This is a genomic window from Sphingobium sp. MP9-4 (assembly GCF_005281675.1).
In the GTDB taxonomy this organism is placed as follows: domain Bacteria; phylum Pseudomonadota; class Alphaproteobacteria; order Sphingomonadales; family Sphingomonadaceae; genus Sphingobium; species Sphingobium yanoikuyae.
Genome location: NZ_LUFI01000001.1, coordinates 179,842 through 203,950, shown reverse-complemented (window position 1 = coordinate 203,950; position 24,109 = coordinate 179,842). Strand labels below are relative to the sequence as shown.

Below are 24,109 nucleotides of genomic sequence, written 5' to 3'. Positions count from 1 at the left end.
TGCGCCCGTGGCTCAACGGGTCACAGCAGCAAATATTGCTGCGTGGGCGAAAAGCCCGGCTTGTAGGGCGCCAATTGCGCCGTCGGCAGCGCGATGAGCCGCCCCGCGCTGGTATAGAGCAAGGCCGCCTCCACCGTGCGGCCGGGGAAGATCACTTCCAGCGCCGCGACATAGGCCGCCATCTGCCGGACATGGGCGACCGGCACCTCCTCCGCATCGCGCGGCGTCATCCGTCCGGTCTTGAAATCGACCAGTTGGACCCGGTCCGCCTCGACCCGCAGCCGGTCAACCGTGCCGGCAATCACCGCTTCGCCGACCACCGCGGCGATCGGCGCTTCGGCCAGCGCGCCCGGCGCGAACAGGGCGGCGAAATGTGGATCCTCGATCACCCGCAGCGCATGATCGATCACATCCCGGCGCAGAGTGGCATCCCCTGCCCCCTGCTGCTCCAGCCAGCGTCCCGCCCCCTCGCGACGCCGCTCGGCCGGCAGGTCGGGCAGGCGCTGGAACAGGGCATGGAGCCAGCGACCGCGCTCGGCTGCCTGGCGCATCGCGGCGGTGGGCGGCGGATTGGGCACGTCATCCTCGACCGGCGCGGAGGGCGCCAGTGGCCGGGGTGGACGCTGTTCCGCCGGCGCCTGCGCGCGCAGCCAGTCCGGCTCGACCACTACCGGCTTGTCTTCGGCGCTTTCCGGCTGTGCCGCCTTGGGCGTCAGTACCTCGGTCCCGCGCCAGCGGCGGCGGGCACCCCAGAGGGGATCGGCTTCCCAGTCGCAGCCCATGTCGACCATCGCCGCATCGACCGCGCCATACCAGCTTTGCGGCTTGACCTCACCCTTCGCCCTTGGCCCGAGCGATCCGGCGACGATCAGTTTCTCCTCGGCGCGGGTCAGGGCGACATAGAGAAGGCGCCAATGCTCCTCCCGCTCGATTGCCGCGGCATCGGCCGCGACCTCGCCGATCGGTCCTAGTCGCTCGCCCTTGCGCGGGGCCAGGATCGGCAGGCCATTCCATTCGAGCGAATCCATGCGGTTGCCGGCGTCGGGATCAAGACAGGCATCGGCGAGAATGACGATCGGCGCCTGCAGCCCCTTGGCGCCATGCACGGTCAGCAACCGCAGCGCATCGCCCTGCGCCGCCGCGTCGCGGACGATTTCGACTTCGCCGCGATCGAACCAGTCGATGAAGCGCTGGAGCGAGGGATGGTCGTCCGCCTCGAAGCCCAGCGCGGCGTTCAGCAATTCCTCGATCGGGTCGGCCGCTTCCGCGCCCAGCCGCTCGATCAGCCGGCGGCGCCCGTCCATCGGGCCGGACAGGATCGCCTCCAGATAGCGATAGGGGGTGGTGAAATCCGCCTGCCCAAGCAATTGGCGCAGCGGCAGCAATTGCGCGTCGTCCAGCCGCTGGAGCAGATGGCGCCAGAGACCACCCTTGCGCCCGATGGCCCGCTCCATCAGTTCGTTCTGGGTCCAGCCGATCAGCGGCGACACCAGCAGGGCGGCAAGGTTCAGGTCATCGTCGGGCTGCGTCGCAAAGCGCAGCGCGGCCAGCAGGTCGCGCACCGCCAGCGGCGCATTGAGGCGCAGGCGGTCGATGCCGGCAACCGCGACCTTTTCCTCATAGAGGCGCGCGACGATCAGGCGCGCAAGTTCGCTGCGGCGGCGGACCAGGATCATGATGTCGCCAGGGCGGACCGGGCGCCCACGCGCCTCCAGCATCATCTTGTCGTCGATCCATTGCCGGATCTGGCGCGCAATCTTGCCGGCCAGTTCCCGTTCCTGATCGGCGACCCAATCTTCCTCGCCCTCGACCTCGTCGGCCAGGCCCGCGATCGTCGGCTTCCACAGCAGCACGTCGCCGGGATGGCGATTGGCGCTGATATGGCGGACTTCGCCCTCGGCAAGGCCCAGCGATTGCGCCCGCAAGGTGGCGATCGTCCGGTCGACCAGGTCGAGCACCGGCGGGGTCGAACGGAAGCTGCGATCCAGCGACAGGTCATGGAAAGATTGCTTGGCTTGCTTGGCATAATGACCAAACACCAACTGTGCATCGGAGAATGCCTTGGGACTGGTGCCCTGAAATCCGAAGATAGCCTGCTTGAAGTCGCCGACAGTGAATAGCGTCCGAACCTTTGCCTCCGGTTCCCACTCATCGGTGAAAAACTCTTCGGTCAAGGCCTGCACGATCCGCCATTGCCGGATGTTCGTGTCCTGCGCTTCATCGACAAGGATATGGTCGATCCGTTGATCCAGCTTGTAGCGGATCCATTCGGCAATCCCGTCCTGTTGCAGTAGCCCAGACGCCCGTTCAATCAGATCGTCGAAATCGACCGCGCCGGCGAGCCGCTTGGCTTCATCATAGGCACGGGCATAGGCACGCCCGGCATGGAGCGCGCGGGCCAGCAGCGCGGCATAATCGGCCTGCAGCTTGACCCCGATCAGTTCGGCGCAGCGGGCATGGAGCCGCGCCGTCGCCTCGCCATAGCCGTCGATCGGCGGCACCCAGCCCTTGGCGGAGAGGATGTCGCCGTCCGCCTTGGCCCAGGCGCTATGCAGGTCGGTCAGGGTCGCAGCGCGGGCTGCGGGATCGCGTCCGCGCCAGGCGGCGATCCGGTCGCAGCGCTCCAGGGCCCGGCCGGTGCCCCAGTCGGCATTGGCCTGCGCCACCCAGGCCAGACTACGCATGTCGAACATGGCATCGCTGCACTGGTCCGCCAGCCAGGCGTCGATATCGCCTTCGGGCAAGCCCAGTTCGCGCGCCAGCCAGGGACCGATATCGCCGGGTAGTTCTGCCAGCGCAGAAAGGCGGGCGGCACAGCGCAGCAGGAAAGTCTCGGCCGCCCCCTCTCCCAGTCGCAGGCTCAAAGCCTGCAAGGCATCGATCAGTTCGGCATCGCCCAGTTCCTCGGCGCGGATAACCATGTCGGCCAGCGTCTGGCGGGCCAGCACACCCTGTTCGCGCGCGTCGAGCGGGCGGAAGCCGGGGGCGAGGTCCGCCTCCAGCGGGAAGGAGGCGAGCAATTGCTGGCAGAAACCATGAATGGTCTGGATGCGCAGGCCGCCGCCGGTCGATTCCAGCACTTCGGCGAACAGGCGCCGGGCGCGATCGCGCGCTTCCGGCCCGCTCTCTTCGCCGAGTGCCTCCAGATCGTTGAACAGGTCGCGTTCCTCGGCCTGCACCCAGGTGGCGAGCCGGTCATGGATACGGTCGGCCATCTCCGCCGCGCCCGCCTTGGTAAAGGTCAGGCACAAGATATTTTCCGGCCGCACGCCCTGGAGCAGCAGGCGGAAGACGCGCGCGGTCAGCACATGGGTCTTGCCAGTGCCGGCGGACGCCGACAGCCAGACATGGGCATCGGGCGCAGCGGCCAGCGCCTGCGCGCCGGCTAGCGGTTGCAGCGGGCTGGAGCCTTTAGCCATCGTCGCGCCCATACCATTCCTCCAGCCGCATCAGCTGGTCATAATCGCCATAATTGGCCACTTCCGGATTGACCTGCGCGGCGAAGGGCGCGGTGCCGGTCAGCCAGGTTTCGGCCGCGTCGCGGAACTGGTCATAGACGAAGGCGGTGAAATCGGCGGTGACGATCTTGTCGCGCTTACCCACCGGATCGACCGGGCTCTCGCGGTAGCCAAAGGCGTCGCCCTTCTTGGCCAGCGACCAATATTCGAAACTCCCCGCGACCCGCGCGCCGGCAACGCCGGGAAAGGCGCCATCGGCGGACTCCGCGATCAGGCCGAGCAGGCCCAATTGCAGCGCATAACCGCCACGCACCTGTCGCGCGCTGGGCGGCTTGCCGGTCTTGTAATCGACGATGCCGATGCTGCCGTCGGGCATCCGGTCGATCCGGTCTGCCTTGCCGGTGAGCAGCACGCCGGCAATCTCCGCCTTGCCCTCGGTCTCCACCGCCAGGATATGGCGACCAGCGGCCTGATCCTTCGCCACTTCGGCCGCGATCCAGCGGATCGCCTCGATCAGGCGCGGCTGCCACAGGGCGCGGAGCAGCGGATGAACATCGGGCCGGGCGAACATGGCGCGGGCGCGCGCCTCCAGATCGGCCGGATCGCGGCTGCCACCCTGCGCCCAATGCTCCAATATCTCATGCACGACGGTGCCGCGCCAGGCCGGTCCGGCATCGGCATCAACCGGGTCGAGCCGATTGAGCTTCAGGATGCGTCGGGCATAGAAGGCGAAGGGATCGGCCTTCAGCCGGTCAACATCGGTAACCGGAATGCGGGTCGGCCGGGCGGCGAGAGGGGGCACCGGCGCGGGACGCGCGGACGGCCGGTGGCTGGGTGGCAGGTCCAGCGCGTCCGCCAGCAGGCGATAGCGATCGGCGGTCTTCCATTGCGGCCCGGCCATCGCCTTCAGCCGCAGCCAGAAGCGCGAAGCGATCGCCGGCCCACCGCTGCCGCGCCGGGCACGAGTGATCAGGACATACGGGGCGCCGAGCGCGCTCGCAAAATCATGCGCGGCAAGGCCGATCCGGGTTTCCAGGCCCGGCAGACCCAGTTCACGGCGAATGCGCGGCGCCAGCCAGGGGTCGGGCGACGGCAGACCCGGCCAGCTGCCTTCGTTGAGGCCGCCCAGGATCATCAGGTCCGCCTGCACCAGCTGCGCCTCGACCAGTCCCAATATGGCGATGCGCGGATGGCCGCCCTGTGGCGGGCGCACCGACACGACGCCCAGCATATGGTCGAGCAGTGCCGGCAACGACCGGATATCGGCCTGGCGCGGACCTTCGATGGCGGCCGCCTCCATCTCGGCGAACAGGTCGGCGGCGGCATGACCCTGATGCCCGGCCCAGAGCGCGTCATTGGTCAGCGCCCCGGCCTGTTCGCGCACCGCCGCCAATTGCCCGGCCAGATCGGGCGCGAGCGCGAAGGCGGCCTCCAGCGGTTCGAGCAGATCGCGCGCCCATGGCCACCAGGCGCGGGCCTGCGCACGCAAATCCTTCTGTCGGTCCTCGCCCTCGCGCGGATCCAGCAGCAGGTCGATGCCCCGCAGCCCCGCCTGCGGCCGCGGCCCCCGCAGCAGCAGGTCGAGCTGGCGCACGCCCTCCAGCCAGGGGAGACGCATTTCGCCGCGCATCACCAGCGGATGCTTGAGCAGGGTCAGCAGCGCGACCGGCGCAAAACGCTCGGCCGCCGCCTCCGCCATGGCGATCAGCAAGGTACCGGGCGGCAGACGGGAGAGCGGCTGACCGGCGGAGTCGTCGGCCTCTATGCCCCAGCGCCGCAGATGCGCGGAAACGCGCACGGCCAGTTGCCGATCGGGCGTCACCAGCGCGGCGGTGCGCTCGGGCGTCTCCAGCGCTTCGCGCAATGCGATGGCGATGGCCTGCGCCTCTTCACCGGGCGTCGCCACCTCCAGCGCTTCGACCCCGGCGAGCGAGCGGTCGGCGGTCTTGAGGTCGCGCCAACGACTGGTCAGGCGCGGCGGCAGCATCGCGTTGGAAATATTGCGGCCGCGCACGGCGCGGGCATCATGTTCGCTGCCCCAGCGCCACTGGGCGACATCCTCGCGGCTGGCGCTCATCCGGTCGAGCAGGCGCTTCAAGGCATATTGGGGATGGGTCTCATGTCCCGCAGCGCTGCGGCCGGTGACGGGATCGGGCGGGAACGGACCGATCGCGGCCCAGGCGTCCTCGTCCAAATTCTGGTCGAGGCCGGCGAACACCACCTGTCCATTGGGCAGTTCGGCGATCCGCCGCAGCAGCCCGGCGATCGCCGGCGCAGTTGCGCTGATGCCGGCCGCGACGATGAAGCCCGGCGGTGGAGCCTCCGCCCAGCGCGCGGCAACCCGATCGAACAACCGGTTGCGCCGATCCGCAAGGTCGATGAAGCCCAGCCGCGCCAGCTCGGCCGGCCAACGCGCAATCAGGATGGAGAAGAGGTCGAGCGATTTTTCCCAATGGCTCGACAGCCCCTCGATCAGGTCGAGCTTCGACAGCGCATCGAGCGGCACCCGCTCCACCTGCATCTGGTCGAGCACGGCGCCGAGCGCCTGTCCCAGTTGCAGCGCCTGGCCGGCATCGGCCGCGCCGCCCGCATCCTGCACCATACGCGCCAGGATCATCTGCCGCCGCATCGGCGGGATGGCGGCGGGAACCGCATCGCCCTCCCACAGCGGATCGAGCGCACCGCCCACTTCCTCGCCCAGTTCCGGATCGCCCAGCGCAACCAGGCGGGGCAGCAGCAGGCCGCCTTCGGCCCGGCGGACAAAGGCGTCGCTCACGGCCCGGACGGCGCGATTGCTGGGCAGCAGGATCATGCCCTGCGCCAGACGGACGGGATCGCTTCCCTGCTGCGCCAAGATGCCGGCGACCAGCGCGTCGGCGAAGGCGCGATGCGCCGGGATGGTGTACAGCGCCGGCTTGGCCCGATCACCCATGGGCGATCATCGACTCCACGACGGGAATGGCCTGCGGCGTGCCCACGTCAAACCACAGCCCCTGATGCACCGCGCCATAGAGGCGTCCGGCCGCGATCGCGCGGTTCCAGAAGATATTGGTCGAAAAGACATCCGCCGGCGGATCGACCAGCAGGCGGGGCGACAGGATCTGAACGCCGGTGAAGACGAACGGCGCGACATGGGCGATCTTGCGCCGGGTCAGACGGCCATTGGCATCCATATGGAAATCGCCCGGTCCGCTATGGCAATTGGCCCGCGCCAGCGGCACCAGCAGCAGCAGCGCATCCATCCGTTCGGAATCCCATAGCCGCTGCATCATGCCCAGCGTCTCGGCCGGCCCGTCGATCCAGAGATTGTCGCTATTGGCGCAGATGAACGGCTTGTCGCCGAGCAGTGGCCTGGCGTGGATCAATCCACCGCCCGTCTCCAGCAGCTTGGCCCGCTCGTCGGAAATGCGGAAGTCCATGTCCTTGCGCGTTTTGAGATGCGCCTCGACCGTATCGGCGAGATAATGGACGTTGACGACCACGGTCTTGATGCCACCGGCCGCCAGGCGATCGAGCGCATGGTCCATCAGCGCCTTGCCGGCGACCTTCACCAGCGGCTTGGGACGGGTCGCCGTCAGCGGGCGCATCCGCTTGCCGAGTCCTGCTGCCATGAGCATGGCGGTATCGATCATGCCTGGGCAAACTCCGCGAGCGCATGATGACGCTTGTCGGTAGGGATATTGGCGTCGAACCAGGCATTGACCGGCGCCAGCGCCGGATGGGCCAGGTCGCGCTCCAGCAGCCCCCACATGCGCGGCAGGTAGGACAGATAGCGCGGCTTGTGGTCACGCTTCCACAGGCGGGTGAAGATGCCGATGATCTTCGCGTTGCGCTGGGCGCCCAGCACCGCATAGGCGGCGTCGAAATCGGCCGGCGGATTGGCGACCGCATGATAATGGGCCAGCATTGCCAGCTCCAATTCCGGCGACACGTCGCGCCGGGCGTCCTGCAGCAGCGAAACGAGATCATAGGCCGGGTGGCCGGCCAGCGCGTCCTGAAAATCGAGCAGGCCAAGGCCGCGCACTTCGGGGCGGTCGATCAGCATGATATTTTCGGCATGATAGTCGCGCAGTACGGTGACGACCGGGCTTGCCGACTGCTCTGCGATCGGCAGCACCGCGTCCCAGGCCGCATGATAGGCGTCGGCATCGACGTCCAGCGCCAGCGCCGGGCAATACCATTCGGTCAGCAGGCCAACTTCGCGTTGATAGACCGCGCGGTCGTAGGGCGGGACATCCGCTGCGGGCAGCTTGTGCAGGTCGGCCAGCAGATCGATCGCGCGGCGATAGACCGCCAGTTCGCCCGCCGGATCCTCCTCGACATGCTCCTTCAGGCGCTCGTCACCGAAATCCTCGATCAGGACGAGGCCCTGCGTCAGATCCTGCGCCAGGATCGCCGGCGCGGCAAAGCCCTGACCCAGCAGATGCTGAGCAATCGCGATGAACGGACGCGGATCTTCATGCGGCGGCGGCGCGTCCATCAGCACGGCGCGGCGACCGCCGTCGACCACGCGGAAATAGCGACGGAAAGACGCATCGCCGGCGAGCGGAACGATGGCGGCGCCATCCCAGCCCGCCTGCGTGAGGAAAGCGGGTGCGGTTGCGGGGGGGATCATATCTGTGACCATCGATCCGTCCAAGCGTCGGGCACGCGCGCTGTCAAGCGCCGTGCGCCATCCGGCTCGATCATGATGGTCAGAAACAGGGCGTGCGACCAGAGCCCATCGCCCAGCCTGTCGGGCCATTCGATGATCAGCAGGCTGTCCTGCAGATATTCGTCCAGCGCCAGCTCGGCCGCTTCCTCCGCATCATCAAGCCGGTAGAGATCGACATGGGCGACCGGCAGGCGGACATCGGGAATGTCATAGGGCTGGACGATCGCGAAGCTGGGGCTGGGCGCCTCCCCTTCCAGGCCAAGCCCCTCCAGCAGGCCGCGCGCTAGCGTCGTCTTTCCGGCACCCAGTCCGCCTTCCAGCGCGATGACGTCACCGATGCGGACATGGCCCGCCAGTCGTCGGCCCAGATCGAGCTGGGCGCCCTCGCCCTCCAGGATCATATCCAGTTCAGCCACGGGGCAGCTCGATCACCACCATCGTTCCCTGACCGGGCTCCGATACCAGCTCGAACGTGCCGCCATGGGCCTGTGCCAACTGCTTGACCAGCGGCAGGCCGATCGTCGCGCGCGCGCCCTTGCGGTTCTGCTCGGCGCGGCTGATCGCATCGAAGATCGTGGCTTGCCGGGTGGCATCGATACCGGGGCCATTGTCCGACACGACCAGGCGGGCGAGATCGGGGCCGCCATCGCCATGCAACAGCACCCGTGCGCCCGCGCCGCAATAGCGCACCGCATTTTCCAGAAGATGATCGACCGCCTGGCCGATCCGCCGCGCATCGCCCTGGATCACCCCCAGCGTATCCTGCAGGGTGACGGCAAGATCGATCCCCTTGGCCTTCGCCTCGGCGTCGATGCGCGCAACGCTGGCGCGCACCAGCGCCGCCAGATCGACCTCGCTGCGCTCGATCGGCAAGGTGCCGGCCTCGCCCTGGGTCAGGTCGAGCACATTATCGATCAGCATCGACAGGCGCCCGGTGCTCTGCAGGATACCGTTCACATACTCGACCGCGCTGTCGCTGAGTTCGCCGGCATAGCCCGCGCTCATCATCTCGGCAAAGCCAGCGATGGTCGTCAGCGGCGTGCGCAACTCATAGCTCATGTTCGTGACGAAGGCGGTCTTCACCTTGTCGGCCTGTTCCAGCGCCTCGTTGCGGTCGCGCAGCATCTGCTCGACCCGCCGGCTGTCGGTGACATCCAGCATGGTGAACAGCGCATTGCCGTCCGGCAGCGGAATGGCGGCAAATTCGAAGATACGCCCGTCGGCAAAGCCGACATGGCCGACACGCTGTTTGCGCTCGACCGTCGCCGCGCGGACCAGTTCGCGCACCAGATTGCTCTGCTGCGGCTTGGCAAGGCGGCTTTGCACGGCACGCATCAACTCGTCGATGCGGGGATGCTTGCCCAGCGCCTCTTCACTAATGTCCCAGATGGTGCGGAAACGGCTGTTCCACAGATGCAGGCGCCCATCCGACGAGAAGACGCCGATCGCCTCGAACAGATTGTCGAAGGTCGCTGTCCGCACCCGCAGCAGCGTGTCGCGCGCGCTCGACAATTGCACCTGTTCGGTCCGATCCTCGAAAATCAGCAACAGGCCACCATCGGGCAGCGGCTGGGCATAGACGCGCAAATGCGTGCCATCGACCAGCAGCCAGTTTTCCTCCAGCGGATCCGGCGACAGGAACCAGTCGCGCCGCTCCGCGCGCCAGGCCGGAAAGTCGCGATTTTCCGGCAGGCGGCGGGCATCGCGCATCTGATCCAGCACGCGCTCGAACAGCGGAGCATCGGTCAGCGCTTCCTGCTTCAGGCCGAACAGGCTGATGAAGGGCTGGTTCCAGAAGCGCAGCGCCCGGTCGGGACCAAAGCGCGCAACACCAGCCGACAGACGATCGAGCAGATCGCGCTGCGCCGCTTCCAGCCGACGATGCTCGACCCGCGCCTGTTCCAGCTCATGCTGGTCCATCGCGAAACCTGCCACCCCGGCCGCGCCCAGCGGCACGTCGACGACGCGCATCGTCCGCCGTTCGCCATCGATCGTTGCCGGAACGATACGGGCAAGCGAATTGCCTTCGTCGAGCGCCTGTGCCGCGGCGTCCTGCGGGCTGAAGCCGTTCACATTCTCGACCAGTTCGGTGCCGTTCATGATCACGTCATGGGCACCGGCGCCGTCGACGGCGCGGACATAGGCGCTGTTGACCAGGCTCAGCCGCAGGTCGGGCGTGCGGTGCCACATCGGGAAGGGCGCGGCCTCGACCAGTCCGGCGAGCGCCTCCAGCGCCTCGCGCAATTGCCCGACGGTCGCGCTCAGCGCCTGGATTTCCGCCTGGCTGTCGGTCGCGTCGAAGATCCACAGCACGACACCGCCATTGGCGGCCAGCGCCGGCCCGGCGGGCGCACCGCGAACCAGCAGCGTGCGCGACGAACCGCTGCCCCGGATCGGCAGCGAAAAACTCTTGCCCGCTTTCTGTGCGGCGCCGATCTCGCGCCCCAATGCGGCGGCATCGGCCGGCTCAAGCCCACCATCGGGCGCCGTCAGTTCGGACACGAAGGTCGGCACGCGGTCCCGGCCCAGCCATTTGCCCAGCCGGTCGGCGGCCTCCATCCGGCCGTCAGGATGAATGATGACGGGCGCAGCCGGCGCCGACGCCAGCAGCGTCGTCAGCCGATCAAGCTTGCCCTGCGCCTGCATCCCCGCGCGGCGCATGCGCTGCCCCGTGATCAGCGCCCATATCGCAGCCCCCAGCCAGCCGGCCATCACCGTGCCCAGCAACAAAGTGGCAAGCGGGCTCATAGACCCCATTGCGCCATTCCCATCCCGTTCGCGACCAGTTGTTTATCGTTCATACAGACCAATGGCCACGGGCCTAACGCAACTTGGCGCCGGCGGAAAGCGCTCAGATATGATGAATGCCCGGCACAGCATGGTCCGAGCATCGGATAAGGTAAAAGGGGGAGGATGGCCCTCCCCCTTTCCAATTTTTAGTAGCGGTAGTGGTCCGGCTTGAACGGGCCTTCCACCGGCACGCCGATATAGTCGGCCTGACGCTGGCTGAGCTGGGTCAGCTTCACGCCCAGCTTTTCCAGGTGCAGCGCGGCGACCTTCTCGTCCAGATGCTTGGGCAGGACGTAGACGTCGTTGCCGTAGGTCTCGCTCTTGGTCCACAGCTCGATCTGGGCCAGCGTCTGGTTGGTGAAGCTGGCCGACATCACGAAGCTCGGGTGGCCGGTGGCGTTGCCCAGGTTGACCAGACGGCCCTTCGACAGGACGATGATCTTCTTGCCATCGGGGAACTCGACTTCGTCGACCTGCGGCTTGATCTCGGTCCACTTCATGTTGGCGAGGCCGGCGATTTCGATCTCGCTGTCGAAATGACCGATGTTCGACACGATCGCCATATTCTTCATGGCGCGCATATGATCGACGGTCAGGACGCCTTCGTTGCCGGTGGCGGTAACGAAGATGTCGGCGCGCGGGGCGGCTTCTTCCATCGTCACGACTTCATAACCTTCCATCGCGGCCTGCAGGGCGCAGATCGGATCGACCTCGGTCACGAGGACGCGGGCGCCGCCATTGCGCAGCGAGGCAGCAGAACCCTTGCCAACGTCGCCGAAGCCGGCGACGCAGGCGACCTTGCCGGCCAGCATGACGTCGGTGCCGCGACGGATGGCGTCGACCAGCGATTCCTTGCAACCATAGAGGTTGTCGAACTTCGACTTGGTGACGCTGTCGTTGACGTTGATCGCCGGGAAGGGCAGCTTGCCCTTCTTCGACAGTTCATACAGGCGGTGAACGCCGGTGGTGGTTTCTTCCGACACGCCCTTGATCGACTGGACGGTCTTGGTCAGGAAGCCCGGACGCTCGGCCAGAACGCGCTTCAGCACGGCGCAGAAGATTTCCTCTTCCTCGTTCGACGGCGTGAACAGCTCTTCGCCAGCTTCGACGCGGGCGCCCCACAGGGCGAACATGGTGGCGTCGCCGCCATCGTCGAGGATCAGGTTGCAGACGCCGCTGTCGTCATTGTGCCAGTCGAAGATGCGCTCGACATAGTCCCAATATTCCTGAAGGCTTTCACCCTTGACGGCGAAGACCGGCACGCCCGACGCGGCGATCGCGGCGGCGGCATGGTCCTGCGTCGAATAGATGTTGCAGGTCGCCCAGCGGACCTGCGCGCCCAGCGCGGTCAGCGTCTCGATCAGCACGGCGGTCTGGATCGTCATGTGCAGCGAGCCGGTGATGCGCGCGCCCTTGAGCGGCTGCGACGCACCGAATTCGGCGCGCAGAGCCATCAGGCCGGGCATTTCGGTTTCGGCGATCTCGATTTCCTTGCGACCAAAGGCGGCAAGGCCGATATCGGCGATCACATAATCCTGCGCCTTGTCAGCGGGTACGGTGGCCACGAGCCTGTCTCCATCATTAGAAATTGACCGGCCGCCGGCATAAGGAAGGCGGCGGCGATGGTCGGGCTTTACCAATCGCCGCCAAGCATGGCAACTCAATATAAAGTTTTCTTTATGTGTTAATTGGCCGGGCCCCGAACCTGCGCGGACGGCAGGCGTGCAGCCCCTTCGGCCATGGCGATGGATCGGCCCACAGAGCCGCCACTCACGCCTTCGTCGGCCAGCAGATCATTGGCGAGGGCGATCGCCATGTCGCACTGGGGCGCATCGATCCGCGGCGCGATGCCGGCAGATTCCGACAATTTCCAAATCGCAGCCCGATTGGCCGGGACCGCATTGGCCGCCGCCTGGATCGCCTGAAGATCCCGGCATTCGAGGCCGCCAGCACCCGCGCCATAGCTGTTCGCCAGCATGATGACATAATCATCATAGGCGTCGAGGCCGCCCTCCAGCCCTGCAACGTCCGCGAAGTGGCTGCGCAGCGCGTCATTAACCTCGACCAGGGCCGTCCGCTTTTCACGCACGAACTGGTTATAGGCCGGCAGGAAATCATAGGCGCTCGTGTTGCAGCGAAGCGCCGACACCATCAGCATCATCTCGAAATTGCGGACCTGCGCCGCCTCGACATGATCCTTCTTCCAGCAGGTCGCTGCCGACGCCGGCGCGAGCGGCATCGCTGCGGCAAGCGCCGCACAGATAATCTTCTTCATGAAATAACCCCGCATATTCCCCAGAGACAGAGAATGGGCGGGACCGATTGCCGTATTCTATCGCATTATGGTTAAGGCGAATTTACCCTAAACGGTTCAGTTACGATGACAGAACAAGCGGCCAATGGCTGTTGTTGTTCTGTCCCTGAAACGGCCAAAAATCGACAGCGCAACGGATCAAAAAGTCAGGCCGACCCGCCGCCACTCACCAGATGGGCCGAATCGACCCCCGCAGCGGCATAGGCGGCGCGCCATTTGCGGTGCGCAGGCGTGTCGAACAGCAGGGCCGCATCGCCCTCGGCCAGGAACCAGCTTTCGCCCGCCATTTCCCGTTCCAACTGGCCCGCGCCCCAGCCCGCATAGCCCAGTGCGACAAGATAGCGGCTCGGGCCGCGCCCTTCGGCAATGGCCTTCAATATGTCGAGCGAGCCGGAAAGGCCCCAGTCCGGCCCGGACTGCACCATGTCCTGCCCGGCCCAGTCGAGCGAATGCAGCACAAAGCCGCGCCGCGGCTCCACCGGCCCGCCCTTCAGAACAGGCTGGTCAGGAATGGCCGAAGCGTCGATATCGAAACTCTGGAGCAGGTCGCGCAAGCCGACCCCCTCGACCTCCTCGCTCAGAGAAATGCCCAGCGCCCCATCCTCGTCATGCACGCACAGCGCAATCACGGAATGGTCAAAGCGCTCATCTTCCATGCCCGGCAATGCCAGTAGGAAGCGGCCGCCAAAAAAGCGCGGATCGGTCATGCTGCCGAATATAGGCAGAAACGCGCCAATGCCAATCGGCGACCGTCGCGACAAAGGGGCATCGTGCCATATTCCGCGCCCGCACCCTTGACAGCGAAGGCGCGAGCAACGAACTCCGCGACGCCACAGGCCAGGAGACAAGATATGACCATCGCCAAGGGTGATCGCCTTCCCAGCACGACCTTCACGAAGATGACCGAAAACGGCCCCGAACAGGTTGCTTCGGACGAATATTTCGCAGGCCGCACCATTGCCCTTTTCTCGGTGCCCGGTGCCTTCACGCCGACCTGCTCGGCCAAGCACCTGCCCGGCTTCATCGAAAAAGCCGATGCCCTCAAGGGCAAGGGCGTCGACGAGATCGCCTGCACCGCCGTCAACGACGCCTTCGTCATGGGCGCGTGGGGCAAGTCGGCCGGCGCCGATGACAAGGTGACGATGCTGGCAGACGGCAATGGCAGCTTCGCGCAGGCCGTGGGCCTGACCATGGACGGCAGCAAGTTCGGCCTTGGCGAGCGTGGCCAGCGCTTCTCGATGATCGTCAAGGACGGCGTGGTCGAGGAACTGAACGTCGAAGCACCGGGCGACTTCAAGGTCTCCTCGGCCGACTTCATGCTCGAACAGCTCTGAATTTTCGGGTCGCACGCCCGGCCGGATCGGTCGGGCGTGCGATTGTTTCGCTGGCATCTTCCTTCCGTCACACAAGTGCGGTAGCAAGAGGTGATGACACAGAGCATCGGCACAGCGATCGTCGCGCAACTCGACGCCATCTATCAGACATCCATTGAAAATCTGCGGGAGGCCATGCGTGCCTATGCCCGCGACGGAAGCATCCCGCCGCCCGAGGCGCGGGCCGACCGGCGCTTCTGCTATCCCGAACTGCGGGTCACCTATCAGGATGACAGCCAGGCGCCGCCGCCGGGCCGCTCCTTCGCCCGCCTGTCGAAGCCCGGCCGCTATGTGACCACGGTCACCCGGCCCGCCATGTTCGCCGATTATCTCGCCGAACAGATCGACCTTCTGGTTCGCGACTATGGCGTGGAGGTCGAAACGGGCCTGTCGGATCAGCAGATCCCCTTCCCCTACGTCCTAGACGGGCTCGACATCAATGCGCTCGACGGCACACCGCCGACCGAGCTGGCGCGCCACTTCCCGGCAACGGAACTGGCCGAGATCGGCGACGAGATCGCCGACGGACTGTTCACGCCGGATGCCGAAGGCGACCGCCCGCTCGCCCTGTTCGACGGGCTGCGAACCGACTTCTCGCTGGCGCGTCTGAAGCACTATACCGGCACCCCGGCCGAGCATGTGCAGCGCTATATCCTGTTCACCAACTATCATCGTTATGTCGACGAGTTCGTGGACTGGGCGTGCAAGGAACTGCAGCGTCCTGACAGCCGCTTCACCGCGCTGTCCGGTGCCGGCGGCGTCTTCGTGACGCCTGAAACGGCGGACCCGGCCCAGATGATCGCCGACAGCGCCTGGCGCAAGCATCAGATGCCGGCCTATCATCTGATCGCGCCGGATCGCAGCGGCATCACCCTTGTCAACATCGGTGTCGGCCCGTCCAACGCCAAGACCATCTGCGACCATCTGGCCGTGGTCCGCCCGGAAGCCTGGCTGATGATTGGCCATTGCGGCGGCCTGCGCCCCAGCCAGCGGATCGGCGACTATGTGCTGGCCCACGCCTATCTGCGCGACGACCATGTGCTGGACGAAATGCTGCCGCCGGAAATCCCGGTGCCGGCGATCGCCGAGGTTCAGGTCGCGATGGCGAGCGCCGCCGAAGCGATATTGGGCGGCGGCAATCCGGAGGATTTCAAGCGCCGCCTGCGCACCGGCACGGTCGTCACGACCGACGATCGCAACTGGGAATTGCGCTATTCCAGCTCCGCCTTGCGCTTCAGCCTGTCACGCGCGGTCGGCATCGACATGGAATCCGCCACGATCGCGGCGCAGGGTTATCGCTTCCGCGTCCCCTATGGCACCTTGCTCTGCGTCTCGGACAAGCCGATCCATGGCGAACTGAAGCTGCCCGGCCAGGCCAACCGCTTCTATGAGGAAGCCATTGCCGGCCATCTGCGTGTCGGCCTGATGGCCTGCGAACTGTTGCGTCAGGAAGGTCCAAAGCTGCACAGCCGCAAGCTGCGCGCCTTCAACGAGCCGCCTTTCCGGTAAGGCAGAAATGTCCGCGCTGTCGCCCGATCCGACGGATCAGGCGGCGGCGCGGGATACCGTGACCCGGTTCTTGCCCTCTCGCTTCGCGGTGTAGAGCGCCGCATCCGCTCGCGCGACCAGGTCGTCCAGTTCCCGATCATCCGGTCGCAAATCAGTAACGCCAAAGCTCGCCCGCAGCAGCGCGTGCGGCGCTTCACCAAGGCGCAGGCAACTGATTTCGGCGCGCACGCGCTCCATGGCGTCGGCCGCGACTTCTGCGCCGGTGTCGACCATCAGCAAACCGAACTCGTCACCGCCGAGCCGGCCGACGACGTCGCCGCGCCGCACCGCATTGGTCAGCAGATGGGCAAAGCCGCGCAGCGCTGCATCGCCCGCCATATGACCATAGCCGTCATTCAGCCCCTTGAAGCCATCCAGGTCACAGATGACCAGCGCGACCGGTCGCCCCTGCCGCCGGGCGTTGGCGATCGCCCGTTCGGCCGCTTCCTCGATACCGCGTCGATTGAGGACGTTGGTCAGCGGGTCATGCATCATCTGCTGCCGAAGCTGCTGGGCAAGATCGCCCGCCACCACCAGCACGGCCGTGACCGCCGTGCCGACATAGACGGTCGGCATGAACAGCCCGAGGATCGCGCGATAAAGTTCCTTGCCGTCCTCCGGGCCGCGGATCAGGGCTGCCGATGCGGCCAACGCCAGCTGGCCCAGGGCAAAGGCAAGCAGCGCGGCAAAGAAGGCCAGTTCGGGCGGCGTGAAGGACCGGTTGCGCGGCCAGAGCGACAGCGCACTGACCGCCATGAGCAGACCGACATAGGCGGGAATGATCATCCCCTGCATGATCTGGCTACCCACTGGCCCGATCGCAATCGCCATTGCCAGGCTCACCAGGACAGCCGGGACGGCAAAGGCCAGCAACTGCAAGGGGCGGCCAGAACGCTGACGGATGCCGATCGCCAGTAACGACGCGCTTACAATGAGGCCGATGCCGGTCAGGATGAACAGCCAGCGGCTGTGCAGGAAATAGCCACCTGCATTGGCGATCCATTGGAGGATGGCGACCGCATAGGACGCTGTCCAGGTCAGCACATGCCTCTGGCGGCCGAAATGCAGCCATGAAACACCCATGGCGATGGTCATCACCAGGGCAGTACCGAAAAGCAGGGAAAGAATAACGGCCGGCGCGCTCATGCGCCGGCCATTTACCAATTTTTACGGCGACTTACCAGCCGCAGGACTTGCCCTTATTCTGCGTCTTCAACCATGTCTGAAGCGGCGCGAAATAATTGACCAGCGCCTTGCCCGACATCTCACGGCTGCCGGTGAAGGCCTGCAGCGCATCGGGCCAGGGCTTGGATGCGCCCATCTTCAACATGGCATCAAGTTTCTCGCCTACCGCCTTGTTTCCATAGAAGGAGCAGCGGTGGAGCGGCCCCTTCCAGCCGGACTGGCGGCAGGCCGCCTCATAGAATTGGAACTGCAGCACGCGCGCCAGGAAATAGCGGGTATAGGGCGTATTGCCGGGGATATGGAATTTCGCGCCAGCATCGAACTTCGTCTCGTCACGGGACACCGGCGGGACGATGCCCTGATACTGACGGCGCAGGTCGGTCCAGGCCGACTCATATTTGGATTCCGGGATCGATCCGTCGAACACGCCCCAGCGCCATTTGTCGATCAGCAGGCCGAACGGCAGGAAGGCCACCTTGTCCATCGCCTGGCGCAGCAGCAGGCCCAGATCCTTGTCGGTGCCCGGCACCTTGGCGGGATCGAGCAGGCCGATCTTCACCAGATAGTCGGGCGTGATCGACAGCGCGATGAAATCGCCGATCGCCTCGTGGAAGCCGTCATTTGCGCCGTCCAGATAAAGCGGCTTCTGGATATTATAGGCGCGCTGATAATAATTATGGCCCAGTTCATGATGGATGGTGACGAAATCATCGCCATTCACCTTGGTACACATCTTGATGCGGATATCGTCCTTGTTATCCAGATCCCAGGCGGAGGCATGGCAGATCACTTCGCGGTCGCGCGGCTTGGTAATCTGCGAACGGTCCCAAAAGGTCTGGGGCAGCGGCGCGAAGCCGAGCGAGCTGTAGAAGCCCTCCCCCGTCTTCACCATCTTGATGGGATCGTAATTCTTGGCCGTCAGCAGGTCGGTGATGTCATAGCCGAGGTCACCGGCACCGGCGGGCGCGACGATGTCATAGATACTGCCCCATTCCTGTGCCCACATATTGCCGAGCAGATCCGCGCGGATCGGCCCGGTCTTGGACTGGACCGCATCGCCATATTTCTCGTTGAGCTTGGTCCGGGTATAGCAGTGCAGATCATCGTAGAGCGGCTTCACCTCGGCCCAGATCTTGTCGGTCAGCTTGGCGAAGTCATCGGCCGGCATGTCATATTTGGACCGCCACATCGCACCGGTATCGGCAAAGCCCAGTTCCTTGGCACCCTGGTTGGCGATCGTCACCAGCTTGGCATAGTCGCCGCGCATCGGTGCACCGACATTGTCGTGCCAGCTCACCCACATTTCCTTGAGCTCGTCCGGGTTGCGGTCCGTGCCCATCTTCTCTTCAATGTCGCTGCCGTTGATCGGCTGGCCGTTCAGCGTGCCCTTGCCCTTGCCATAGGTGGACTGGAGCTTGGTCGCGAGATCGTTCAGTTCCTGCGAGGCGCCCGGCGTGGTCGGCGCGGGCAAGGTCAGCGCGGTGCGCAGCAGCGTCAGGCGGCGCCTGGTCTCTTCGCTCAGGCCCAGCGCGGTCGCGAACTTGGCGGCCTCCAGCGCATAGTCGACCCGCATCGTCGTATCGATCGCACCGAAATAGGATGCGAGCGCGTCGGTGTCGTCGGTGATGTAGGTCGCGTTGATCCAGGCGGCCCGGCTGCTGATCAGCGACTGATCGAACAGCGCCTTCTCCGCCTTGGTCAGGAAGGCTTCTGCCTCGGCAGCGGTCGGCTGCTGCGTGGTCGGCGCCTGCTGCGCCAGCACCGGCGATGCAACAAGGGCAGCCGCAAGCGCGGCGATCGAAATGGCGATTTTCATGGAACTTGGCCCCTCAGGTCTTCTTATGGGGCCAAGGTGGATTAGGCGGGCGAGACAGTCAAGCAGTCAAGAAATCGACCATGGCCTGGCCCAGTTCCTTGCGGGTCACCGCGTTCATATGATTCCCCGGAATCTCGACATAGCGGCCATTGGGCAGCGCATCGGCCAGTTCCTGCGCGATGCCGTTGTCCTGATCGTCAGCGCCGCAGATCACCTCGGTCGGCTGCTGGAAGCCGGCAATGGTAGCCTCGTCGGTATCGACGAAGGTATTGAGGATATGCAGCATCGCCACCGGGTCGCCCTTGGTGGTCTTGAGGAACGCCTCGGTCATCCATTCCGACGTACCGCGCTCGAACGTGCCCAGATTGGTCAGCACCTTCTTGTAATAGCCGCCCTTGTCGAGCGTCTTCGTGAGCCCGCGCAGTCCCATGCCAGCCAGGATCACCCGACTCGGCGTCGCGCCGCGCGCCAGCATCCGCACGGTCGTACGCGCGCCAAGCGAATAGCCGCCAAGATCATAGTCAGTGAGCCCCATCTGCTCGACCAGCGCCAGATTGTCGTCGGTCAGCGCATCGGCCGGATAGTCCGCAGCGTCATGCGGCTTGCCGCTTTCACCATGACCGCGCAGGTCCGGCATGATCAGGCGGAAACCCGCCTCCACCAACTTGGCGGCATGGCCGTAGCGGATCCAGTTGGTCCAGGCGTTGGAGAAATAGCCGTGGATCAGCACCAAATCGCGCCCCTGTCCCACGACATGCACCGCGATCGGCAGGCCGTCCAGGCCCTTGATATCATGGCGTTCGATCTGCAGGTCGGTCATTGCGCTGGTCCTTCGGGGCTTGGGGCCTCGCCGATAGGATCTCCGCCGCGCCGGCGCAAGAGCGCGATCAGGGCAAGGGCGCTGCCGATCTGCGCGGCGGCCATGTCCTTCTGCGGATCCCACACATCGCCCTGCTGGCCATTATAATAGTCCGCCGTCTCGCCGGCGGCGATCACCGTCAGCAGCCATTCGAATATCTCGTAAAGCGCGCTGCCGAGGCCGATCGCGGCAAAGGCGAAGGCGAGGCTCCAGCCATGGCATAGGCCGCCCCTGCGTCGCGCAATCTCCGCCACCGGTGCGGTCAGCAAAGCCCCAAAGGCGAAATGGACGAGCCGGTCATAAGCATTGCGCTGCAGCCCGAGGAGGCTGGAAATATCATGACCGCTGAGCATCCGAGCCCAGTCATCATAGGGCACATAGGAATAGATCCAGCGCGCGCCGAAGGTGTGGAGCAGCAGGAACAGCCAGATGCAGCCGACCGATCCGGTCGAGAGCGGCCAGCGCCGCAGCAGCCAGGGCGCCGTGAGCGTCAGCAGCAATGTCGGCCCATGCTGCAACGGGGCAAGGTCGGGAAAGGGCTGCGTGACATTGGCCAGCCCGATTGCCACCAGCAAGGCGGCGATCATCCGGCGCTGAGCGACAGGAAGGGCCTTCCATGCCGCGACAGCGCCGGAGATCATCTTCGGGCTCAGCCCTTCTTGAGGTGGCGACGGCCCAGCAGTTCGGCGATCTGCACCGCGTTCAGCGCCGCGCCCTTGCGCAGATTGTCGCTGACGCACCACAGGTTGATGCCGTTCTCGATGGTCGAATCCTCACGCACGCGGCTTATGAAGGTCGCGAAATCGCCGACGCATTCGATCGGCGTGATGTAGCCACCGTCCTCGCGCTTATCGACCAGCATGATGCCCGGCGCCTCACGCAGGATGTCCTGCGCTTCCTTCGCCGAAATCTCATTCTCGAACTCGATGTTGATCGCTTCGCTATGGCCGACGAACACCGGCACGCGCACGCATGTCGCGGTCAGCTTGATCTTGGGATCAAGGATCTTCTTGGTTTCCGCGACCATCTTCCATTCTTCCTTGGTCGAACCATCGTCCAGGAAGACGTCGATGTGCGGGATCACGTTGAAGGCGATCTGCTTGGTGAACTTCTTCGGCTCGGCCGGATCGCCGACGAAGATGTTCCGCGACTGCTCGAACAGCTCGTCCATGCCTTCCTTGCCGGCGCCCGACACCGACTGGTAGGTGGCGACGACGACGCGCTTGATCTTGGCGGCGTCATGCAAGGGCTTGAGCGCCACGACCATCTGCGCGGTCGAGCAGTTGGGGTTGGCGATGATGTTCTTCTTCACATAGCCATCGATCGCGTCCGGGTTCACTTCGGGCACGATCAGCGGAACGTCCGGGTCCATGCGATAGAGCGACGAATTGTCGATCACGACGCAGCCGGCCGCCGCCGCCTTGGGCGCATATTCGGCGGTCGGGCCGGAGCCGGCCGCGAACAGGGCAATGTCCCAGCCGGTGAAATCGAAATGTTCAATATTTTTGCATTTGAGTGTCTTGCCAGTGTCACCGAAATCAATTTCGGTGCCCTGCGACCGGGGCGATGCAACCGCCGCGATCTCGTCAATCGGGAATTCGCGTTCGGCGAGAATGGTCAGCATCTCGCGGCCCACATTACCGGTGGCACCAACGACGACGACCTTATAACCCATGACTTAACACTCCACTCCATGCAGTATTGCGGGGTGGCGCATAGCGCAGTGGCGCGATTTGTCCAGAAAGAAGGGCTATTGCCAGCGATAGTCACGGGGTGGGAGGTGGCGCCGGCACGGCCGACGCCACCCATCCCTTACTCCTCACGCCCGGCCTTCACTTGGCCGGATCGACACCTTGATCGCGCAGGAAATTCTCGATCGTGGTCCAGAGGTGAACGCTGATCTTGGGACCGCCGACGCGGTGCGTCTGCCCCGGATAGACCATCAGTTCGAACGGCACGGCCGCGCCCTGCATCCTGGCCATCAACGCAGTCGAATTATCGAACACGACATTGTCGTCCGACATGCCGTGGATCAGCAGCAGCGGATCCTTGATCTTCACCGCATCATCGACCGCATCCGACCCCGGATAGGCGCTCGGCTTGTCCTGCGGCTGACCCAGATAGCGTTCGGTATAATGAGTGTCGTAAAACTCCCATTTCGTCACCGGCGCGCCCGAGACGATCGCGGCGAAGGTGCCCGGCGCCTTTTCCGCCAGCTTGAGCGACATATAGCCGCCATAGGACCAGCCATAGGTAGCAATCCGCTTGGGATCGACGAAGGGCTGGGCCTTCAGCCATTCGACGCCCTTCAACTGATCGTCGACCTCGACCGTGCCCATGGCGCGATGGATCTGGTCCTCGAACGCCTTGCCGCGATCGGGCGTGCCGCGATTGTCGATCGAGAAGACGATCCAGCCCCGGTCGACCAGATATTGGTTGAGCGCGCCGCTCCAGGTGTTGGTCACCTGGCGCCCGGCACCCGGACCGCCATAATGGATCATGAAGACGGGATAGCGCTTGCCCGGCTGCATCGGCGGGGTCAGCATCTTGGTGTAGAGGGTGCTGCCATCGGCCGCCTTGACGGTGCCGAAAACGGTCCTGGCATGGCTCGCCAGATAGGGCGCATAGGGATGATCGCCCTTCAGCGCATTTTCCGAAATCCACTGCAACTGCTTGCCGCTGCTATCAGCCAGATAGACCTGCTTGGGCTGGTCGGCATTCTGGCGCGAGACGACGATCCGGCTCGCCGCACCATCCATCACCGCATCGTTCCACCAGCCCTTGGCAGTCAGCGCCTTGAGTGGACCGGCCTTGGCGAGCGACGCGACATAGAGCTGCTGCTCCAGCGGCGTCTCGCGATTGCCGGTGAAATAGACCAGGCTCTTGCCCTCATCCACACCAACGATATCGCGTACTTCCCATTCGCCGCTGGTCAGCGCAGTCCATTTGCCGCCCCGCACATGATAGAGATGGCCATGGCCGGTCTTTTCCGACCACCACAGAAAACTGCCGTCACTCAGCGGCATGAAATTGTTGCTGAGGTTGATCCAGCTTTTCGACGTTTCGGTGAGGACGATCTTGGCCTTGCCGGTCGTCGGATCGACCGCAAGCAGGTCGAGGCGCTGCTGGTCCCGGCTTTCGCGCTGGACATAGAGGGTCTTGCCATCCTTCGACCAGTCGACACGGGCGAGATAGACGTTCTTGTCCGCGCCGAGATCGACTTGGACCTGGCCTGAGCCGTCCGCCTTCATGACGAAAAGGTCTACGATGGCGTTGGGCGTGCCGGCAGCCGGATAGCGCTGCTGATAAACCTTGGTGCCCTCCCCGCCAATCGCGGTGCGGGTGACAATCCCGACCGGGCTTTCATCAACCCGCGCGACCGCGATCATCGCGTCGGTCGGTGACCACCAATAGCCGGTGCGCCGATCCATTTCCTCCTGCGCGACGAATTCCGACACGCCCCAACTGACCGTATCGCTGGCGCCCTGGGTCAGTTGCTTCTCGCTGCCGTTCATCGGCTGCACGAACAGGTTACCGCCGCGCACGAAGGACACGAAGCCGCCCTTGGGGCTGACTACCCCATTGAGTTCGCCGTCCGGCGTGTCGGTGAGGCGGGTGACCTTGCCGTCGAGCGCGGCGAGATAGAGATCGCCATCGACCGGCACCAGGATGGTCTTGCCATCGGGCGACCAGTCATAGCTGGTGATGCCGGTGCTGCCAGCGACCGAGCGGTCGCGTTCGCGCTGCATCTTTTCCGCTTCGCTCAGTTCCGCGCCGCTGCCGGTCTTCTTCGAATCCACCAGCATGCGTTCGGCGCCGGTTGCGGTGTCGATCGCCCACAGGTCGAGCCGCTCCTTCTCGTCGGCACGCGGCTTGAGCAGGGTCACCAGCTTGCCGTCGGGCGAGAGCTTGAGCGCACGCGGCTGCGGGCCGGCAAGGTCGGGGCTTGCGAACACCCGCTCCAGCGTCAGCTTTTGCTGCGCCTGCGCGGCTGTGACGGGAAACAGCAGCAAGGCGCCCAACGCAGCGCCGGCCTTCAGATATGGGGACATGCTCATCCTTTCCGGGCAGCACCCGATCGGGCGCCACAATATCGGCCGGGCTTAGCGCGA

The 24,109-nt window shown here is 65.2% G+C and carries 17 protein-coding genes; 2 read left to right on the top strand and 15 right to left on the bottom strand.

The window, feature by feature from the left end; all coding sequences use genetic code 11:
* Positions 1–20: 20 nt before the first annotated feature.
* The 9 genes from addA to A0U87_RS00880 all read right to left on the bottom strand — a co-directional run bounded on the left by addA (position 21) and on the right by A0U87_RS00880 (position 13,923).
* A complete protein-coding gene (gene addA, locus A0U87_RS00920) occupies positions 21–3,431 on the bottom strand; it encodes a double-strand break repair helicase AddA (RefSeq protein ID WP_048937083.1) in 3,411 nt (1,136 codons plus the stop codon).
* A complete protein-coding gene (gene addB / locus A0U87_RS00915) occupies positions 3,412–6,390 on the bottom strand; it encodes a double-strand break repair protein AddB (RefSeq protein ID WP_048937084.1) in 2,979 nt (992 codons plus the stop codon). Before addB ends, addA begins: the two co-directional genes overlap by 20 nt.
* The gene (locus A0U87_RS00910) at positions 6,383–7,090 is read right to left on the bottom strand and encodes a nucleotidyltransferase family protein (protein WP_048937085.1); all 708 of its coding nucleotides are present in this window, start codon (positions 7,088–7,090) and stop codon (positions 6,383–6,385) included. Before A0U87_RS00910 ends, addB begins: the two co-directional genes overlap by 8 nt.
* Positions 7,087–8,073: a phosphotransferase gene (locus A0U87_RS00905; protein WP_048937086.1), complete on the bottom strand. Its 987-nt coding sequence runs from the start codon at positions 8,071–8,073 to the stop codon at positions 7,087–7,089. The genes A0U87_RS00910 and A0U87_RS00905 overlap by 4 nt, the downstream gene beginning before the upstream one ends.
* Positions 8,070–8,528, bottom strand: coding sequence for a tRNA (adenosine(37)-N6)-threonylcarbamoyltransferase complex ATPase subunit type 1 TsaE (tsaE, locus tag A0U87_RS00900; RefSeq protein WP_048937087.1), 459 nt, complete (start codon positions 8,526–8,528; stop codon positions 8,070–8,072). The genes A0U87_RS00905 and tsaE overlap by 4 nt, the downstream gene beginning before the upstream one ends.
* Complete coding sequence (locus A0U87_RS00895) at positions 8,521–10,869, bottom strand: PAS domain-containing sensor histidine kinase (protein ID WP_048937088.1); 2,349 nt, start codon at positions 10,867–10,869, stop codon at positions 8,521–8,523. Before A0U87_RS00895 ends, tsaE begins: the two co-directional genes overlap by 8 nt.
* A gap of 179 nt (positions 10,870–11,048) precedes the next feature.
* Positions 11,049–12,467 (bottom strand): adenosylhomocysteinase, encoded by a 1,419-nt coding sequence (ahcY, locus tag A0U87_RS00890; RefSeq protein ID WP_010338767.1) that lies wholly within the window; start codon positions 12,465–12,467, stop codon positions 11,049–11,051.
* 119 nt (positions 12,468–12,586) lie between these two features.
* Complete coding sequence (locus A0U87_RS00885) at positions 12,587–13,192, bottom strand: hypothetical protein (RefSeq protein ID WP_048937089.1); 606 nt, start codon at positions 13,190–13,192, stop codon at positions 12,587–12,589.
* Positions 13,193–13,362: 170 nt separating this feature from the next.
* On the bottom strand, positions 13,363–13,923 hold the full coding sequence (locus tag A0U87_RS00880; protein WP_048937090.1) for a YqgE/AlgH family protein: 561 nt from the start codon (positions 13,921–13,923) through the stop codon (positions 13,363–13,365).
* Between the two features lie 144 nt (positions 13,924–14,067).
* On the opposite strand from A0U87_RS00880, the gene A0U87_RS00875 reads away from it, so the two are divergent.
* Both A0U87_RS00875 and A0U87_RS00870 read left to right on the top strand, forming a co-directional pair.
* Complete coding sequence (locus A0U87_RS00875; protein ID WP_048937091.1) at positions 14,068–14,550, top strand: peroxiredoxin; 483 nt, start codon at positions 14,068–14,070, stop codon at positions 14,548–14,550.
* A 93-nt stretch (positions 14,551–14,643) separates the two neighbouring features.
* On the top strand, positions 14,644–16,098 hold the full coding sequence (locus A0U87_RS00870; protein ID WP_010338771.1) for an AMP nucleosidase: 1,455 nt from the start codon (positions 14,644–14,646) through the stop codon (positions 16,096–16,098).
* Positions 16,099–16,134: 36 nt separating this feature from the next.
* Here the strand turns inward: A0U87_RS00870 and A0U87_RS00865 are convergent, their stop codons facing one another.
* The 6 genes from A0U87_RS00865 to A0U87_RS00840 form a co-directional block, all read right to left on the bottom strand.
* On the bottom strand, positions 16,135–17,283 hold the full coding sequence (locus tag A0U87_RS00865; RefSeq protein WP_048937092.1) for a GGDEF domain-containing protein: 1,149 nt from the start codon (positions 17,281–17,283) through the stop codon (positions 16,135–16,137).
* A gap of 31 nt (positions 17,284–17,314) precedes the next feature.
* The gene (locus tag A0U87_RS00860; RefSeq protein ID WP_137405181.1) at positions 17,315–19,138 is read right to left on the bottom strand and encodes a M2 family metallopeptidase; all 1,824 of its coding nucleotides are present in this window, start codon (positions 19,136–19,138) and stop codon (positions 17,315–17,317) included.
* Between the two features lie 58 nt (positions 19,139–19,196).
* Positions 19,197–19,958 carry an alpha/beta fold hydrolase gene (locus A0U87_RS00855; protein ID WP_122928053.1) on the bottom strand — a complete coding sequence of 254 codons (762 nt, stop codon included), beginning with the start codon at positions 19,956–19,958 and terminating at the stop codon, positions 19,197–19,199.
* The gene (locus A0U87_RS00850) at positions 19,955–20,638 is read right to left on the bottom strand and encodes a DUF2238 domain-containing protein (protein WP_048937095.1); all 684 of its coding nucleotides are present in this window, start codon (positions 20,636–20,638) and stop codon (positions 19,955–19,957) included. The genes A0U87_RS00855 and A0U87_RS00850 overlap by 4 nt, the downstream gene beginning before the upstream one ends.
* 8 nt (positions 20,639–20,646) lie before the next feature.
* Positions 20,647–21,672 carry an aspartate-semialdehyde dehydrogenase gene (locus A0U87_RS00845; RefSeq protein WP_004207185.1) on the bottom strand — a complete coding sequence of 342 codons (1,026 nt, stop codon included), beginning with the start codon at positions 21,670–21,672 and terminating at the stop codon, positions 20,647–20,649.
* A gap of 157 nt (positions 21,673–21,829) precedes the next feature.
* Complete coding sequence (locus tag A0U87_RS00840; protein ID WP_048937244.1) at positions 21,830–24,049, bottom strand: S9 family peptidase; 2,220 nt, start codon at positions 24,047–24,049, stop codon at positions 21,830–21,832.
* Positions 24,050–24,109: the final 60 nt, after the last annotated feature.

Coding starts and splice junctions, on each gene's coding strand:
- addA (WP_048937083.1), bottom strand. CDS start 3,431: ATGGGCGCGACGATGGCTAAAGGCTCCAGCCCGCTGCAACCGCTAGCC.
- addB (WP_048937084.1), bottom strand. CDS start 6,390: ATGGGTGATCGGGCCAAGCCGGCGCTGTACACCATCCCGGCGCATCGC.
- A0U87_RS00910 (WP_048937085.1), bottom strand. CDS start 7,090: ATGATCGATACCGCCATGCTCATGGCAGCAGGACTCGGCAAGCGGATG.
- A0U87_RS00905 (WP_048937086.1), bottom strand. CDS start 8,073: ATGATCCCCCCCGCAACCGCACCCGCTTTCCTCACGCAGGCGGGCTGG.
- A0U87_RS00895 (WP_048937088.1), bottom strand. CDS start 10,869: ATGGGGTCTATGAGCCCGCTTGCCACTTTGTTGCTGGGCACGGTGATG.
- A0U87_RS00885 (WP_048937089.1), bottom strand. CDS start 13,192: ATGCGGGGTTATTTCATGAAGAAGATTATCTGTGCGGCGCTTGCCGCA.
- A0U87_RS00880 (WP_048937090.1), bottom strand. CDS start 13,923: ATGACCGATCCGCGCTTTTTTGGCGGCCGCTTCCTACTGGCATTGCCG.
- A0U87_RS00875 (WP_048937091.1), top strand. CDS start 14,068: ATGACCATCGCCAAGGGTGATCGCCTTCCCAGCACGACCTTCACGAAG.
- A0U87_RS00870 (WP_010338771.1), top strand. CDS start 14,644: ATGACACAGAGCATCGGCACAGCGATCGTCGCGCAACTCGACGCCATC.
- A0U87_RS00865 (WP_048937092.1), bottom strand. CDS start 17,283: ATGAGCGCGCCGGCCGTTATTCTTTCCCTGCTTTTCGGTACTGCCCTG.
- A0U87_RS00860 (WP_137405181.1), bottom strand. CDS start 19,138: ATGAAAATCGCCATTTCGATCGCCGCGCTTGCGGCTGCCCTTGTTGCA.
- A0U87_RS00855 (WP_122928053.1), bottom strand. CDS start 19,958: ATGACCGACCTGCAGATCGAACGCCATGATATCAAGGGCCTGGACGGC.
- A0U87_RS00850 (WP_048937095.1), bottom strand. CDS start 20,638: ATGATCTCCGGCGCTGTCGCGGCATGGAAGGCCCTTCCTGTCGCTCAG.
- A0U87_RS00845 (WP_004207185.1), bottom strand. CDS start 21,672: ATGGGTTATAAGGTCGTCGTCGTTGGTGCCACCGGTAATGTGGGCCGC.
- A0U87_RS00840 (WP_048937244.1), bottom strand. CDS start 24,049: ATGTCCCCATATCTGAAGGCCGGCGCTGCGTTGGGCGCCTTGCTGCTG.